Raw genomic sequence first — 13,997 nt, forward strand, 5'->3', positions numbered from 1 at the left:
CTAGCCGGGCGTTAGGAGCCGCGGATAGGTGCCGCTCTCATGCAGCCCTAGCCAGCCCTTCTCGACAGCACACCTGATGCCGGCACCGAACTCCGCGCCGCTTGCCTGGAGCGTGTAGAGGATGGGGTAGTTTGATCTTCTCGATGTGGATTCGACCGTCCTGGACCGGCTCTATGCTGGCGGCGAGCTCGAGCAGCTTGCGGGCTGCGGCTTGTGGATCGACAAAAGGGCGTTCGGTAACGTGCTTCATCGCTGGGTTCAAGACCTCAAGGGCATACGCTTGGCCTGACTTGCCCGCGGCTGTCATGCCAGTTCGGGCGATATGAACACATCGTGCGACGCCTCCTGAAGACGAGCGCAGCGGCGGAAAGTGGGGCCTAATCTGATGACAATTCAAAGGACAGCGCATCAGTCGGCTTGCTTGTAACGATCCGAAGTGGAGATACCGCTTCAGACCGATAAGGATTGGTCGCAAACCTTATCAGTTATCGTCTGACAAGGATTTCGTGTGCTCAATTGGGTCTGAGGGCAGGGTGGATCACGACTGTGAGCAACTGTCCAGGTGACTGCGCGAATCGTGACGATGATCACGGCCGGTTCCCGATCTGATGAGTGAAATCGCCGCGCGGCGATCGATTTCAACTGTGGTCACCAGGGACTGGCGGCGAAGGTGCGGAGAATGCTTCGTCTCGACCCGTTCAGTGGAGCAGCCTTCGTGTTTCGATCGAAACGAGCGGACTGGATCAAGATTTTGGTCTGGATCGAACGGACCTGGAGTTAGGTAGACTGGCCGTTGTAGGGGAAAAAATTACGGTGCAAAAATACCGCAGCTTCCCGTCGGCGACGACCCACTGCAGGATCCGGCGGCCCGCAGGTGGGCTGCGCCCGCCTGCGAAATAGGAGATTTCCCTGCGACCCGGCCTTCTGGTTATGATGCGTCGATTGCATCACAGCCGGGATCGGCTCCCATGCGAATACTGACAGCTGCTGTTTTCGCCACCTGCCTGTTCACCTCGCCGGCCTCCGCAGCGACGTGCTCAGAAGCCATCGCGCATTGCAAACAAGACGGATCCAGGCATCCAGACGCGGATTCGCAGTGTGCCGCTGCGGGGCAGGCCTGCATGAAGACCGGAATTTTCATTGGCCCCTACACGCGCAAGGCCTGGCGCGGCCTCGTCAGGCAATAGAACAGAAGCCGGACCGGCCGCGAAAAAGACAGGCGTTTTCGCTGTGTCGAGAAGCCGCTTCGTTAATCCCACGAAGTCATTTTGAAACAAACGACTGCTCTTGTGGTGGGCCTTGGGCTCTGCCGCCCTCAAGGGAGAGTGACATGAATGCTGCAATTGCATGGCTGCTGCCCCGCGCGTCCGCGGAATCAATCGAAGACATCGACACCGCCGTTTGGGTGGCGATGTTTAGTGGTTTGGGCCTGCTGCTGTCCCTCTCTGTTCTCATCATCGACAAATACACGCCGGGCGAATGGTTCTGAGCTGAGCGGCTCGGACTGCAGCGTCTGACCGCGTCTGTGCCTTGGCGCCCGACAAGGCGCTTGGCCTCCGGCAGTGCTGTTAGGCGTGCGGAATACCTCGCTTAGGGTTTTCGCAACCTCCTTGTGGAGCTGCTCTTTCGCAGGGTTCCTTTCGACGTTCCGTGTGATGATGGAGCCGTCCGATGACAGTGGTTTACCGGCCCGCTCGCGCGGAGGACCTGGAGCTTGCCGATGCGCTGGTCGTCGCCAGCATAAACGATCTCACGGTCCGTCATGGCTTTGGGCCCATGGCCGCAACGAGTCCTCCAAATTTTCAGTTGTTCTCTCTGACGGACGATCCCGACGGTCTCTGGATCGCGGAAGACGAGAGCCGGATCCTCGGCTTCGCTTGGAGCTGGGTCTGTGGCGACATCTGGTTTCTGGCGCAGCTCTTCGTATCGCCTGACCGGCAGGGTGGAAGCGTCGGCAACGAGCTGATCGAAAGGACGTTGGATCACGCCAGGAAGTCCGGCGCTTCCAACTGGGTTCTGATCACCTTCTCCTTCAACGCCGTCTCGCAGGGGCTCTACATCCGACGTGGACTGTTCCCACGGTTTCCAATCTACACCGTGAGCGTGCCCCGAGAGCGGTTGGTCGATCGGCTGCATTGGCCGCAATTCAAATGCGCTCCGCTCGACGAAGACGCTTCGACGCTGGCTCGCCTCATGCAGGCGGACGAGCGGGTGCTTGGGGTATCCCGCCAGAAGCACCATCGCTATCTCATCAAGGACGGCGGAACGCGGGGCTTTAGCCTGTACGATGGGGATGATTGGGCCGGCTACGTTTACATCGACACCGGCGGCCATATTGGACCCGTCGCGGTCCTGCAGCCCGGCGCCGCAGCCACCGCCTTCAGGACGGCGCTGCGCCTGGCGCTCGAGAGTGGTGCGCCGCAAGTATCGGCATTTCTACCGGGCGCGAGCGAAGCCGTCCTAATGACGGCGCTGGAGCACGGCATGCGGATCAAATTCCCGATGCTGCTGATGTCATCCCGCAACTTCGGCAGTTGGGCCCAGTATCTGCCTCGGAATCCAGGCTTTATGTGAAGCGATCAGATCTGGCCGTGTGTTGATTAGCTCTCATGCGTGATGGCACTGCCTACCTACCAGCAGCAGCATCGAGCGATCATGATGGCAATCCACTTCCTGTCGTCCATGGAGACATCAATTCCCGCTCCGACACCTCCTTCCGAGCATGGCCGCGCCCCGCGTTGCAAATGATCGCGATGATCTCAGTCCCTCGACCTCGATCTCCTTGGCCGCCTGTATGCGAGAGGACCTTTACCGGTGTGCGGCCATCATCGACCCCTCCGGAAGCAGCGGGGGAGCCTAGGCCTCAAGGCTTCGGCGAGTGCGAACCAGCTTTCATGTCCGCTGGATATCAACCGGGCCGGTAGCTTGCCGGCTGGAGCGCGTCCCGCTCCGGGCAGAGGTCGTCGACCTTGGCCCGCATCCTCGAGAGCAGCAGCTCGGCCGAGGCGGTCGCGACGCCGGCGCGCTGCAGCATGTGGATGTTCGCGCTCCTCTCGCGGATCTGCCCACGCATGCGGGCGATCTCGTTCCGGATCCAGTGGAGTTTCACAAGGTACTGAGGTCGTCCGGAACGTCGCCGAACTTCCGGATCAGCTTGGCGTCGTTGAAAGTCGCCGCTTGACGGGTCCGCGGTCGGGGGCAACGCGATGGCGCCGGCATGGCCAAGCTTGCGGGAGAGCGCCTCCGCCCGCATGAGCGCGGCATTGACGCTCAGGCATTCCGCCGCCTCGCCGGCGGCCACGCCGTCATCGGAGAAAAGGAACGGTAGAGCGACATAGCAGGTCACTTCAGACATCTGGCTCGTCCTTGGGTTTGCGCGCTCCTGTGAGCCGTCCCCGGGCGTAGCCGGTTGACCTGGAAATTTGAAGCGGAAGGTGCATGCGCCGTAGACCGCGACCCAGCAGGTGCGCAAGGTGGACGCGGACAGAAAGCAGCCACCGTCACGGCAAGTCAGCCTGACCTGCAACTACCCAACAACGGAGGCATTGATAGTGAGAACCACATTAGCGGCAGCGTTCCTGCTCTTCATCTCTCTGGGACTCGGCGCCCAAGAGAACCTATCGGCCGAGAGTGCGAGCGCCATTCTTCAGAAGAATTTTGCATCCGCGTACAATCGGCGCGACCTCGAGGCAATGGCGGCAGCATTCGACGAGAACGCAATCAGAGTTACTCCTGGCGGGATCTTCCAAGGCGCGATGCCATACGGCAAAGTTTTCAAGAAGCCCTAAAGATAGGACTGCACGACTACTCAGTCAGGCGTGTCATATCTCGCGGCGAAGGTTCGCCTATACTCAACGTCGGAGAGTGGCAGGCCAAAGTGGGCGATCAGCCCTTCCATGGCTACTACAGCGCAATACTGGCGGGCGAGGGCGACGAAACGAGGATCATTGAAGAGACGGTCAGCATCGCGGCTCCATAAGCCCGCGTTGCAGGGTAGCTCATTGTTTTCCTTTTGGCACCATTCGACCTTCATGCACCTCATGCGTTACGGCCCGGCTGTGCTCTGAAGCAAGCAAACGCTTCACCAGTCGCTCACTGCACCAGAGTTCGACGGAATTACCGTGCAGCATCTGCCTCGCCCAGACGACGGCGTCTTCGTCGTTGGCGCAGACGAAGGTGCGGGAGTTCTCGTGACCATTCGCATCAACGATGCAGGCTCGATATTGCATACCAGTTCTCTCGATTCGGCGTTCAGTTCGACCGAACTGTAAGCACTGGCTCGCAAAAATCGAACTACTTTCGCTCGCGTAGACCTAGCCGCGTGCGGGAATGAGCACGATTGCTGAATTGGGATCGTCGCGTGGTCTTGCACACGTGATGCCGATGTGCAGGCAAGTCATCGCATCCCCCCTGCACACGCTGCGGTGGCACCCGAAGCACCTACTAATGGTGGATTGACTGTCGTCAGAAGATTCAGGATAGCGTCACCAGTATTTCTCGCTTGCGGTTCCGCGACCAGCAGCGCCCCATCTGGGCAAGTGAACGGTTTGCCTCTGGTTACGTTGTGGCTGGCAGCCCCTGCGTCGTGTCTGGGGTGCTCTGAAAATGAGAGATGCGCGAGGATGCACCTGAGCAACTCCCAAGACATCGGAGCGAGATCGATCATTCTCTTGGTCGAGGATGAAGATCTTCTTCGCGAAATGCTCGAGGAGACATTGCTGGAGGCCGGTTTCGGCGTCCTCAGCGCCGCATCCGGCGAGGAGGCTGCCGACCTGCTCAGCGGGAGTTCTCTGCCCCGAGCCCTAATCACCGATATCAATCTGGGCCGCGCCAGAATGGACGGGTGGGCGCTGGCCCGTCGCGTACGGGAGCACGATCCAAGCTGCGCAATCGTCTACGTCTCCGGCGATAGCGCCCATCGCTGGGTATCGAACGGTGTGCCGCGTAGCGTGATCCTGCCCAAGCCCTTCGCGCCGGCGCAGTTGGTCGAGGCTCTGTCCGAACTCCTCATCCGAACGTCATAGCTGCCCGGCGCGCGAAGGGGATGCGCAGCGATTCAGTTCACCCTAGGTTCGCCGAACCGCAAGAACTGTCTCACGCTCAAGGGGTACCAAGTGTCGGTCGAGTTCCGTAACAACGTGCAAGTCCGTGGCCGCGGCGAGCGTGCGATGATGTTCGCTCATGGGTTCGGGTGCGATCAGAACATGTGGCGGTTCGTGGCGCCGGCCTTCGAGGCCGATTTCAGCACGGTGCTGTTCGACCACGTCGGAGCGGGCCGCTCGGACCTCACCGCTTACGATCGCCAGAAGTATTCCAAATTGTCCGGCTATGCCGACGATGTCGTCGAGATTGGCCAAGCGCTTGGGCTGAAAGGCGCGGTCTTCGTAGGACACTCCGTCAGCGCGATGATCGGAGTCCTGGCCGCGATCAAGGACCCCACATTGTTCGAAAGCCTCATCCTTGTGGGCCCTTCGGCCCGCTACATTGACGATGGCGACTATGTCGGCGGCTTCAGCGCCGAGCAAATCGAACAGCTTCTTTCCTTCCTGGAAGAGAACCACATGGGCTGGTCGGCGCAAATGGCGCCCGCCATCATGGGCAACCCCGATCGTCCCGAACTCGGCGAGGAGCTCACGAATAGCTTCTGCCGTACGGATCCTGCGATCGCCAAGGAGTTCGCCCGGGTCACGTTCCTGTCCGACAATCGCGCGGACCTGGACAAGGTCAACGCTCGCACGCTGATCCTCCAGTGCAGCGAAGACATCATCGCCGGGCAGCAGGTGGGTGCGTACGTGCAGCGCAACATCCCGAACAGCGAAATGGTCGTGCTGAAGGCGACCGGCCATTGTCCCAACCTGAGCGCGCCTGACGAGGTCGTCGCCGCAATCCGAGAATTCATCTGAGTGAACAACAATTATCCCGCCGATAGCGATTTCGAAGACCTCTACGAAAACGCGCCGTGCGGGTACCTCTCCGTTCGTCCGGATGGCCGCATCGATCGTGCCAATCGAACGTTGGCGGGCTGGATGGGCTACCAGCCGGACGACCTTCCTGGGATGCGACTGAGCGACCTGCTCAACATGGCAGGACGCATATTCCTGGAGACCCATGTGGCGCCGCTGCTGCGTATGCAAGGTTTCTTCGACGAGTTCGCCCTCGATCTCCTGACCAAAACCGGAACGCGACTGCCGGCGATTGCCAACGCACGTGAGCGGCGGACCGATGCTGATGCGCTCCTGTTCACGCGCCTGACGATCATGCGAGCCACAGACCGGCGCCGCTATGAGCGGGAGCTGATCGACGCTCGCAAGGAAAGCGACCAGCTCAAGACGGCTCTAGAGGAGCGTCTGCAGCAGGAGCGCGCGAACGCGGAGTTGCGTGAGCAGTTCATCGCCGTGCTCGGCCACGACCTGCGCAACCCCCTCGCATCCATTGCGGCCGGTGCACGGCTGATGCTCAAGGCCAAGACGCCGGAAGACGCGCTACGGCTCGAGTCCATGATGCAGAGCAGCGTCGGGCGGATGGCCAAGATGATCGAGAGCGTCATGGATTTGGCACGAGGCCGCCTTGGCGGTGGCATCTCGCTGTCCAAGTCAATCACGGCGATTGAACCCGTGCTAGACCAGGTCGTCGCCGAATTGACGGCGGCTCATCCGGAGCGCCGCATCGAAGCCAGCTTCGAGGTCGAGACACCGGTCTTCTGCGATCCGGCCCGTATCGCCCAGTTGTTCTCGAACCTGCTCGGGAACGCAATCAGCCACGGCGCGCCGGATCTGCCCGTGCGGGTCGAAGCTACCGCCAAAGCAGAGATGTTCGAGCTCTCGGTGGCCAATGGAGGTGCGGCTATTCCGGAGGAGGCGCGGACGCGCCTGTTTCAGCCATTCTACCGAGGAAAGACGCACGGTCCTTCGCAAGGACTGGGACTTGGTTTGTACATCGCCGCGGAAATTGCCAAGGCGCATGGCGGCTCGATTGAGGTCGCGTCGTCCGAGACAGAGACCAGGTTCACGATGCAAATGCCCCTGGAAGGCGATGGGTCGCTCCGGCCGCATTCCGCTCCATAGTGCAAGCAGCGCGGAGCGGATATTGCCCATACATCAAGGCATGACGGCGAGTCCTCGGGCGACAATCCGCGTGCTCGAGCGCTAGGAACGTATGCTGGCTTCTCGGCATCCTACTCTGGAATTCGTATGCTGCCTTTCAAATGAACGAGTGATTGTCGTGGCTGGTTTTCATTACCTCAAGATCTTTCGGCGTCGGGCGTGCGGCGCTTTCTATCGAAGCTGCCAGGAGGAGAGACGGAAAAAAGGGGTGCGCCTGCTCCAGGGCTGGCTCACCCCACAGCAGCGATTGCAGTTTGATCGGAAAGGTTATTTCGAAGTGCTCGGGTCCGATACCGGAACGCGGTACCGCATCCGTCGGGGCACGTCGGCCAATGTCCGCGAGGTCGATGCATCCGGTCAACTAGGAATGGGATGGTGCTTTGTTCCGGCTGGTGAGCTGGTCGACGGGGATGTGATGCTGGTTCAAAAGATTGCTTTAGAGACGAGCGAACTTGAGACACTGGCCATCGCCAAGAACTTCTACGGATGGTGATGTCGGAAGTCTAAGGGCCTCCGTTCGCTCGCGTATCGCCAATTCGTGGAGCGACCAGGTTGCATTCCATCAGCGTTGTCGTGCTGGGGAGCGGATCATGCACGTCTACGCTGGAGGCCACGGGCGACGATCCGGAGTAAGCCGTCCGCAATCGGCGCTGCAGCAGCAAGGCCTCCTCACAGGTGCGGTCATCCAGGTAGATCTCTTCCGGCGTCGTCAGGATCACCGGCGTGGCTTTGGGGTGGATGGCGCCCCGAAGCCTGCGGCGTCAGCGCCTGGATTTCCACGAATGTCGAGGCGACGGCGCAACTTACCGAGGGGACAGGAACAAGGGAGAGTTGGCTCGGCTTTTAGGATGCCCAGCAAGAATCGTTTGGGAGATCCCTTAGCCCCGGTTACTCATGGAGCCCAAGCGGACTCGCGGAAATAATGGGATGGCGGTCAGGCGCGGTGGAGGCCGGTCACCCTTACGAATTGCCAGCTGCTATGTCGGAGCGATAGTGATCAACCATCGAACTGGGGTACAAGAGCTGTCTTCCTTGACCGATCTGACCATGCCTCTCACCGTCGCGCGGCCGAAGGTGAGGGTGGCAACTAGCCCTCGGTACTGGGCGTAGCGGCTACGTCGGGCCTCGATAGGGTCATTGGTTTCGATCTGCTGCACGTGTTCCGCCAATCCGTTCATGAACGACATGTCTTGACCATGTCTGCCGAACAATAAGAGCATACAGTTAACGAATGGCGGGGGCCTCAGCAGATTGGTTGATTTAGAGGTAGCCTATTCTCCTCCCCATTTGGAACTGACTGTCCAATGTGGGGCCTTCGGATCGCCGCCCGTTCCGTGGCTTTTATCGGCGACGGAGAGTCCTGCAAGCTCCCCGCCCCAATAACCGCGGTGAAGATGTCGGGCGCTGTTGGAGGGCAAAGCGGCGGTCCTGCGTTTGGCGCTTGCGAATTGATCTATTTGTCTGGAATTCCTGCGTCGCGCAATGCGCTAGCAAACAGTGAAAAGATCTCCGGCACAATCCCAACAGTCACGGACCAGTTCTGTATTGTAAAAGTGGGATCGAGTTCCCTCGCGCGCTCTGCTTCTGCGATTGCTTCGGACCTACGATCGAGTCGCATCAACGCCGCGGTGTGCAGTACGCGGGGAATGCTGAAAGCCGAATTTGCTTCGACGGCCCGCTGTGCAGCTTCCTTCGATTTCTCATAATTTTCGATATGGAAGTATGCCACGGCCAATGCCAAATCGGAATTCGAGGTGTCGAACGGACTTAGCTTGATAGCGCGTTGCGCACGTTCAATCGCTAACTCGTAATTGCCCATCCAGGCAAGGACGAATGCGCTATTGCTGAGTGCTACGACATTCGAGTTGCTGGCTGCCAACGCGCGATCAAAGAGTTCAAAGGCCGTGGTGACATCGTGACCGTCGAACCAGATAACCATCGCGGCGATTGCGAGGGTTGTGGCGTCGTCCGAGCCAGCCGCCGTTGCGGCGCGCGCATGCTGAGTTGAAGTAAGGCGATCTGCTTCGCCCAGTCCGCCTCGGCTGAAGCGAAAGTGGAAGCATTGAGCGAGAAGAGCACGAGCCCAAGCATATTCTGGTTCGAGCTCCAACGCCCGTTTCAGCAGCGGGATAGCCGCGTTTGCGCCTTGTACCATTCCCGTACGTACAAAAGGTAGAGCGCGTAACACGAGATCATAAGCATCGAGATTATCAGGCCGTTTTCGCTTGACGCGCTCAATCTCGACTTTTCGGAGGTTCGGCTCGATGGCGCCGATGACCCTCATCGTAATCTCGTCTTGAACTGCAAAGATATCGTCCAACAAACGATCATAACGCTCGATCCAGAGATGGCCGCCCGTCTTCGCATCTATCAGTTGAACCGTAATCCGTACCCGATCCCCGGCCTTTCGCACGCTTCCTTCAACAAGGTAACGGACGCCCAGATCGTGCCCGATCTGCTTTAGGTCAACAGCTTTTCCCTTATGAACAAAACTTGAATTGCGGGCGATCACGAACAGCCACTTGATGCGTGACAGGCCCGTGATGATGTCTTCAACGATGCCATCCGCAAAATATTCTTGTTCGGGATCGCCACTCATGTTCTGAAACGGTAAGACCGCGATAGACGCGCCCGGTATGACGAGCCCTCCAGGGCCGCCCATTTCGGATTGGTCGGTTTCTGGTGGACGCTCTAGTCCGACGAGACGATAACCCCGGCCCGGCATAGTAATGATAAAACTCTCGCCATCGGTTCGCCTGTCCAGTTCTTTTCTCAATGCGGAGATGTGGACCTGGATATTGTTCTCCTCCACGGCCAGGCCAGGCCATACCGCGTCAAGGAGTCGATCCTTGGACACAACGTTGCCCTTCGCCAACGCGAGGACACGCAGAATATTCAACGCGCGGCTACTTAGGGCAATCGGCGCGCCCTGAAAGCTCAGTTTGCTGTCGCTCAGATCGAAATGGAAGGGTCCGAAGCTGACCTGATCTTGATCCATCGAGGCCGCCATTCTGCCAGCGGATTCAGGACAATTAAGTTTCTGAACCAAGGAGCTTAAGGGCTACGCGGGGTACAGTCCAGCAGTTACCGCGCAACTTCCTCAAAGAAGGGTGCGCATCAAAACGTGCCGAGGAGGGGTTGATTATGCACTCGACACTGGCAAGGACATTGAGCGTTTTGGTCTGTTTTGGAAGCTTCGACATTGCGCCGTCACCATCGGTGGCAGAGGTCTGGCCCGAGCGCGGCGTGAAGATCATCACTTCGTTCCCCGCGGGTACAGGCGGCGACCTTTCGGCGCGTCTTTACGCTGAGCGACTGGCGCTGCGTTGGGGCAAACCGGTCATTGTCGAGAACAAGCCGGGAGCGGACGGAATCCTGGCGGTCACGTCCGTCATCGGGATGCGTGACAATCACACCCTTCTCTATACCAATGGTGGTCCAGTCACGACCAACGCGTTCAATCATGATCATTTGCCCTATGATCCCGTGCGCGATCTCATTCCGATATCCTCGGGCGCCGATGTCTCGATCGCAGTATCGATTCCGGCATCATTGAAGATCGATACACTTGCGGGCTTCATAGCGCTCGCTCGGGCGCAACCGGGTAAGCTCAACTGGGGCGCTACTCCCGGTGCCCTCGACTACGTCGTGCCAAGTTTTTTCAAACGCGCCAATCTCGATCTGACCCACGTCTCTTATCGGGAGATCGCACCAGCGCTGCAGGACTTGGCTGAGGGCAGAATTCACTTCTACGTTTCCGCCCTGGCAAGCCAACTTGGTATGGTCGGCAGCGGAAACATCAAAGTCATCGCGGTCACCAACCGAGAGAGAAGCCCATTGCTTGCCGAAGCTCAGACCACGGCTGAAGCGGGCTTCCCCGATCTATCGTTGGAGGGTTTCCTCGGATTCTTTAGCCCAGAGGGGATGCCGAAGGATCTGGCCGAGCGGATCGGCGCTGACATTCGCGCGGTTGGTGCTGATCCGGCAATCGGTGCTCGCCTGGCCAGCGGCGGGCTGATCGCTCGCACCAGCACGGCCGCGCAATTCGGCAAGATCATTGAAAATGAACGCGCCAAGGTCGCGGCCATCGCGCGTGCCGGCGATATCAAGGCGAAGCCCTGATCTGGCCGGAGGCAGAGCGTCATGCTGCATAGCGACATCACCCCCGATCGGTTGTTTTCACTGGGTACCGGCTATCGATGTGCCAAAGTGTTACTTTGCGCGGTTGAACTGGACGTGTTCACAGCGCTTGGTGGGCAGCCGCGGGCGGCTGCAGATCTCGCGCGGATGGTCGGTGTCCATAGCCGCTCAGCATGCGATTTCTTCGACGCGCTGGTCGCACTCGGGTTGCTGGAGCGGGATGCCGATGGACGATACGCGAATACGATGGAAGCCAGCCTCTATCTCGATCGAAATAAGCCCTCATATCTTGGCGGTATGTTTGACCAGTTCAATGCCCGTGAATACCAGATGTGGTCGAAGCTAGGTGATGCATTGCGAACCGGTGAGCCTCAGATTGGCAGCACGTCCGCGGAGCATTTCGCGACGATTTATGGTGAGCCGGCGCGCTTTCGGACGTTTGTAGACGCAATGACAGCAGGCAGTCTGACGGCGGCGAAAGCCATCGCGGAAAAGTTTCCCTGGTCGAACCACCGGACGCTGATGGATATCGGTACAGCACAAGGGTGTCTTCCAGTGCAGGTCGCTCGCATGCATCCCCACATCATAGGTGGCGGCTTCGATTTACCCGAGCTTGCGAAGGCTTTCGCAGATTATGTTAGCGATAACGAGCTTTCTGAACGCCTGCGATTCTACCCGGGGAGCTTCTTCCGTGATGATCTTCCGGCAGCGGATGTGCTGGTGTTCGGCCGCGTCCTGCACAATTGGGACCTGGCTACAAAGAAGATGCTCTTACGAAAGGCCTATCAGGCGATCCCAAAAGGCGGTGCGGTGGTTGTTTACGACATGCTGATTGACGATGAGCGACGCACCGCGGTGGGTGGATTGTTATCAAGCCTGAACATGTTGCTGTGGACCAACGCTGGGTTCGGTTACGGTGGGTCGGAGTGCGCCGATTGGATGCGCGAGGCGGGATTCAGTGAAACGCGCATCGAACCGCTTGTAGCCGGGCAATGGATGGTGATCGGCCAGAAATGACGAGAACGCGGCTTCGACGGCCAATGTTCGGTGCGAAAAAAGCGCTGGTCAGAATGGACTTTCTGGCCAATCTGTTCAACGCGCAGAGCAACCAGATCGAGTATTATTATCTGTCGCGGTTGCCCGACGCGCTGAGCGGCGACGTGGCTGATCGCCATGTGCATCCCGCAGAGCCATTCGCGGTCCGGGTGACATTAGCAGGACGTTTTTGATGACGGTATGTTGCCTGTTGGCCTTAAGCCCAAGAGCGGTTCGGGCGCCGTAAAGTCCGCTGTCGGTATTGAATTGGACCCGAGCTGCACTTGCGTTGCGAGCCGCCTTTTGCGTTCAGGATGAACGGTGCAATTCGCTCAATCGCGCCCGGAGACGTACGTTATAGTTGCTTCGGTGTCCCGTAGCTGCAGGAATGAGCAGATATCTTTCCCGTTTGGCTCGTGGCGATACTTGCGAGTGAGTGCCGTTAGGCGACTGCGTTCATCTGACCGTTCATGTCATCGTGAGTGAACAGCAACCGCCTACGAATGGCCTCCTCGACCAATGCTAAGGCTTGCTTCGCGCTGTGCGCTTCTGCCTCAGCGGCTTGGGCACGGCACTCAAAGGCTGTGACCCGGTTCTGTAGGGCCTCAATGCGCTTCTGAGCTTCCTCGAGGGCCCTTGATGCATCTAGGAGTTTGCGGTCCGCATTTATCAAAAGCTCCTGGTGAGCACGCTCAGCTGCCACAGCCCGCCTCTGGCTCTGACGTGCCTGCTCTTCGATACCGCTCAACACGTCTGCGGCTTGATGCACGAGGTTGAGGGCGTGAGCGCCTGCGTGCGTTTGCGCAGGCTTGTGAAAACCAACCACGTTCTCTGCTCTTCTTAAATGATGCTGCGACATTGCCAGATCCCATTCGAGAACCCAGTATCGGAGTAGGATGGGCCGTTATGGTGAACGAGAGGTTAATCCGGGCTGCCCTTAAGCGTACCTTGCTCCTTGGGCTCTTCGGACCTCCGCAACTAGGTCTCGGCGTCGTAAGACGTCCAGCAGGGTTTCGCAAAAGCCGGTCCTGTTAGGGCCTTGTTTTAGACCGGGACCGCCCATCCTAATCGAACGCCACCCCCATCCTAAATGAGGTTCGCCAGACTACGCGACAAACCAGCTTTAAATTGTCTTCTGGAATAATCAACGTGAAGCCCGAGGGGATTCTCTCGACCCAGTCAGAGAACTGGAGCGCTGCGCCCGTAGTGGAAATGTCACGTATTGTGCAGTTAGTTGTGTCGCCCCCACGCTCGATCAGTGCTGGCTTGCACACCATTGGCTCAGTCCGCCGCTCGTAAATTGGTGCCGAAATCATCAGTGCTCTGGTTGAGCCAGAGAAGCGCCTCACGGCAATCCAACCGAACAATTTGATCGTGGTCTCCTTCGCCGGGAGTGATGTGCAGTAGAAAAGACCGTTCGCCGAGTCGGAAAAGCGTATCCTGGCGCTCGATCAAAGTCTCGGCGTCGACAAATGAATACTTTCGACTAGCGATGAGTCTCATGCCGAGGTTCCTGCCATCGTCTAACGGGATCGCTAGGAAAAACTCAAAAAGTTGTGCGGAGCGGAGAGTGGGAATGGTCCCTTAGCGATACGCTTTCAGGTTCACTGACGGAGAACGGTTGCGCTACTTAGGCTCAATCCCAAATGATGAACCATTTGGCGAGCGCCCGCTACCGAATCCGCAAGCTCCCCCGCTCGCTCGATGAGCTTGTCGAAA

At 58.8% G+C, this 13,997-nt stretch carries 17 protein-coding genes and 2 pseudogenes; 11 read left to right on the plus strand and 8 right to left on the minus strand.

Annotated elements, in window-relative coordinates; genetic code table 11:
• A pseudogene (locus IVB40_RS09050) lies at positions 1-250 on the minus strand (hypothetical protein).
• A 381-nt stretch (positions 251-631) separates the two neighbouring features.
• Here IVB40_RS09050 and tnpB point away from each other — a divergent pair.
• The 3 genes from tnpB to IVB40_RS09065 all read left to right on the plus strand — a co-directional run bounded on the left by tnpB (position 632) and on the right by IVB40_RS09065 (position 2,574).
• Complete coding sequence (gene tnpB, locus IVB40_RS09055) at positions 632-781, plus strand: transposase (RefSeq protein WP_256468222.1); 150 nt, start codon at positions 632-634, stop codon at positions 779-781.
• Positions 782-1,330: 549 nt separating this feature from the next.
• Positions 1,331-1,489, plus strand: a complete 159-nt coding sequence (locus IVB40_RS09060; RefSeq protein WP_247288239.1) for a hypothetical protein — start codon at positions 1,331-1,333, stop codon at positions 1,487-1,489.
• Positions 1,490-1,671: 182 nt separating this feature from the next.
• Positions 1,672-2,574 (plus strand): GNAT family N-acetyltransferase, encoded by a 903-nt coding sequence (locus tag IVB40_RS09065; RefSeq protein WP_247818658.1) that lies wholly within the window; start codon positions 1,672-1,674, stop codon positions 2,572-2,574.
• A 334-nt stretch (positions 2,575-2,908) separates the two neighbouring features.
• On the opposite strand, the gene IVB40_RS09070 is transcribed toward IVB40_RS09065, so the two are convergent.
• Together IVB40_RS09070 and IVB40_RS09075 are read right to left on the minus strand one after the other, a co-directional pair.
• Positions 2,909-3,073 (minus strand): hypothetical protein, encoded by a 165-nt coding sequence (locus tag IVB40_RS09070; protein WP_247288244.1) that lies wholly within the window; start codon positions 3,071-3,073, stop codon positions 2,909-2,911.
• 32 nt (positions 3,074-3,105) lie between these two features.
• Positions 3,106-3,355, minus strand: a pseudogene (locus IVB40_RS09075) (hypothetical protein).
• Positions 3,356-3,464: 109 nt separating this feature from the next.
• Between IVB40_RS09075 and IVB40_RS09080 the strand changes: the two are divergent.
• Positions 3,465-3,788: a hypothetical protein gene (locus IVB40_RS09080; RefSeq protein WP_247818659.1), complete on the plus strand. Its 324-nt coding sequence runs from the start codon at positions 3,465-3,467 to the stop codon at positions 3,786-3,788.
• A 210-nt stretch (positions 3,789-3,998) separates the two neighbouring features.
• Here the strand turns inward: IVB40_RS09080 and IVB40_RS09085 are convergent, their stop codons facing one another.
• A complete protein-coding gene (locus IVB40_RS09085) occupies positions 3,999-4,229 on the minus strand; it encodes a hypothetical protein (protein ID WP_247288247.1) in 231 nt (76 codons plus the stop codon).
• Positions 4,230-4,622: 393 nt separating this feature from the next.
• Between IVB40_RS09085 and IVB40_RS09090 the strand changes: the two genes are divergently transcribed.
• From IVB40_RS09090 to IVB40_RS09105, 4 genes are all read left to right on the plus strand, one after another.
• The gene (locus tag IVB40_RS09090) at positions 4,623-5,024 is read left to right on the plus strand and encodes a response regulator (RefSeq protein ID WP_247288249.1); all 402 of its coding nucleotides are present in this window, start codon (positions 4,623-4,625) and stop codon (positions 5,022-5,024) included.
• Positions 5,025-5,114: 90 nt separating this feature from the next.
• On the plus strand, positions 5,115-5,903 hold the full coding sequence (locus IVB40_RS09095; RefSeq protein WP_247818660.1) for an alpha/beta hydrolase: 789 nt from the start codon (positions 5,115-5,117) through the stop codon (positions 5,901-5,903).
• Positions 5,904-7,064 (plus strand): PAS domain-containing sensor histidine kinase, encoded by a 1,161-nt coding sequence (locus IVB40_RS09100; protein ID WP_247818661.1) that lies wholly within the window; start codon positions 5,904-5,906, stop codon positions 7,062-7,064.
• Between the two features lie 181 nt (positions 7,065-7,245).
• Positions 7,246-7,596 (plus strand): hypothetical protein, encoded by a 351-nt coding sequence (locus IVB40_RS09105; RefSeq protein ID WP_247288310.1) that lies wholly within the window; start codon positions 7,246-7,248, stop codon positions 7,594-7,596.
• A 960-nt stretch (positions 7,597-8,556) separates the two neighbouring features.
• Here the strand turns inward: IVB40_RS09105 and IVB40_RS09110 are convergent.
• On the minus strand, positions 8,557-10,101 hold the full coding sequence (locus IVB40_RS09110) for a winged helix-turn-helix domain-containing tetratricopeptide repeat protein (RefSeq protein WP_247818662.1): 1,545 nt from the start codon (positions 10,099-10,101) through the stop codon (positions 8,557-8,559).
• Positions 10,102-10,247: 146 nt separating this feature from the next.
• Here IVB40_RS09110 and IVB40_RS09115 point away from each other — a divergent pair, with 146 nt between their 5' ends.
• From IVB40_RS09115 to IVB40_RS09125, 3 genes are read left to right on the plus strand one after another with little or no spacing between them, the layout of a single operon-like run.
• Positions 10,248-11,225: a tripartite tricarboxylate transporter substrate binding protein gene (locus IVB40_RS09115; protein ID WP_247818663.1), complete on the plus strand. Its 978-nt coding sequence runs from the start codon at positions 10,248-10,250 to the stop codon at positions 11,223-11,225.
• 21 nt (positions 11,226-11,246) lie between these two features.
• Entirely contained in the window at positions 11,247-12,260 is a 1,014-nt protein-coding gene (locus IVB40_RS09120; RefSeq protein WP_247818664.1) for an acetylserotonin O-methyltransferase, read from the plus strand.
• A 23-nt stretch (positions 12,261-12,283) separates the two neighbouring features.
• On the plus strand, positions 12,284-12,472 hold the full coding sequence (locus IVB40_RS09125; protein ID WP_247819653.1) for a hypothetical protein: 189 nt from the start codon (positions 12,284-12,286) through the stop codon (positions 12,470-12,472).
• A 248-nt stretch (positions 12,473-12,720) separates the two neighbouring features.
• Here IVB40_RS09125 and IVB40_RS09130 read toward each other — a convergent pair whose 3' ends face one another.
• The 3 genes from IVB40_RS09130 to IVB40_RS09140 form a co-directional block, all read right to left on the minus strand.
• Complete coding sequence (locus IVB40_RS09130) at positions 12,721-13,137, minus strand: hypothetical protein (protein ID WP_247818665.1); 417 nt, start codon at positions 13,135-13,137, stop codon at positions 12,721-12,723.
• A 205-nt stretch (positions 13,138-13,342) separates the two neighbouring features.
• Entirely contained in the window at positions 13,343-13,594 is a 252-nt protein-coding gene (locus IVB40_RS09135) for a PilZ domain-containing protein (RefSeq protein ID WP_346283283.1), read from the minus strand.
• Positions 13,560-13,781, minus strand: a complete 222-nt coding sequence (locus IVB40_RS09140; protein WP_247818667.1) for a hypothetical protein — start codon at positions 13,779-13,781, stop codon at positions 13,560-13,562. The genes IVB40_RS09135 and IVB40_RS09140 overlap by 35 nt, the downstream gene beginning before the upstream one ends.
• Positions 13,782-13,997: the final 216 nt, after the last annotated feature.

The organism is Bradyrhizobium sp. 40, from assembly GCF_023100925.1.
Classification (GTDB): domain Bacteria; phylum Pseudomonadota; class Alphaproteobacteria; order Rhizobiales; family Xanthobacteraceae; genus Bradyrhizobium.

What these genes read in the sequence shown, in the direction of transcription:
- IVB40_RS09060 (WP_247288239.1), top strand. Translation starts at nt 1,331, where the DNA reads ATGAATGCTGCAATTGCATGGCTGCTGCCCCGCGCGTCCGCGGAATCA.
- IVB40_RS09065 (WP_247818658.1), top strand. Translation starts at nt 1,672, where the DNA reads ATGACAGTGGTTTACCGGCCCGCTCGCGCGGAGGACCTGGAGCTTGCC.
- IVB40_RS09070 (WP_247288244.1), bottom strand. Translation starts at nt 3,073, where the DNA reads ATGCGTGGGCAGATCCGCGAGAGGAGCGCGAACATCCACATGCTGCAG.
- IVB40_RS09085 (WP_247288247.1), bottom strand. Translation starts at nt 4,229, where the DNA reads ATGCAATATCGAGCCTGCATCGTTGATGCGAATGGTCACGAGAACTCC.
- IVB40_RS09090 (WP_247288249.1), top strand. Translation starts at nt 4,623, where the DNA reads ATGCACCTGAGCAACTCCCAAGACATCGGAGCGAGATCGATCATTCTC.
- IVB40_RS09110 (WP_247818662.1), bottom strand. Translation starts at nt 10,101, where the DNA reads ATGGATCAAGATCAGGTCAGCTTCGGACCCTTCCATTTCGATCTGAGC.
- IVB40_RS09115 (WP_247818663.1), top strand. Translation starts at nt 10,248, where the DNA reads ATGCACTCGACACTGGCAAGGACATTGAGCGTTTTGGTCTGTTTTGGA.
- IVB40_RS09120 (WP_247818664.1), top strand. Translation starts at nt 11,247, where the DNA reads ATGCTGCATAGCGACATCACCCCCGATCGGTTGTTTTCACTGGGTACC.
- IVB40_RS09125 (WP_247819653.1), top strand. Translation starts at nt 12,284, where the DNA reads ATGTTCGGTGCGAAAAAAGCGCTGGTCAGAATGGACTTTCTGGCCAAT.
- IVB40_RS09130 (WP_247818665.1), bottom strand. Translation starts at nt 13,137, where the DNA reads ATGTCGCAGCATCATTTAAGAAGAGCAGAGAACGTGGTTGGTTTTCAC.
- IVB40_RS09135 (WP_346283283.1), bottom strand. Translation starts at nt 13,594, where the DNA reads ATGATTTCGGCACCAATTTACGAGCGGCGGACTGAGCCAATGGTGTGC.
- IVB40_RS09140 (WP_247818667.1), bottom strand. Translation starts at nt 13,781, where the DNA reads ATGAGACTCATCGCTAGTCGAAAGTATTCATTTGTCGACGCCGAGACT.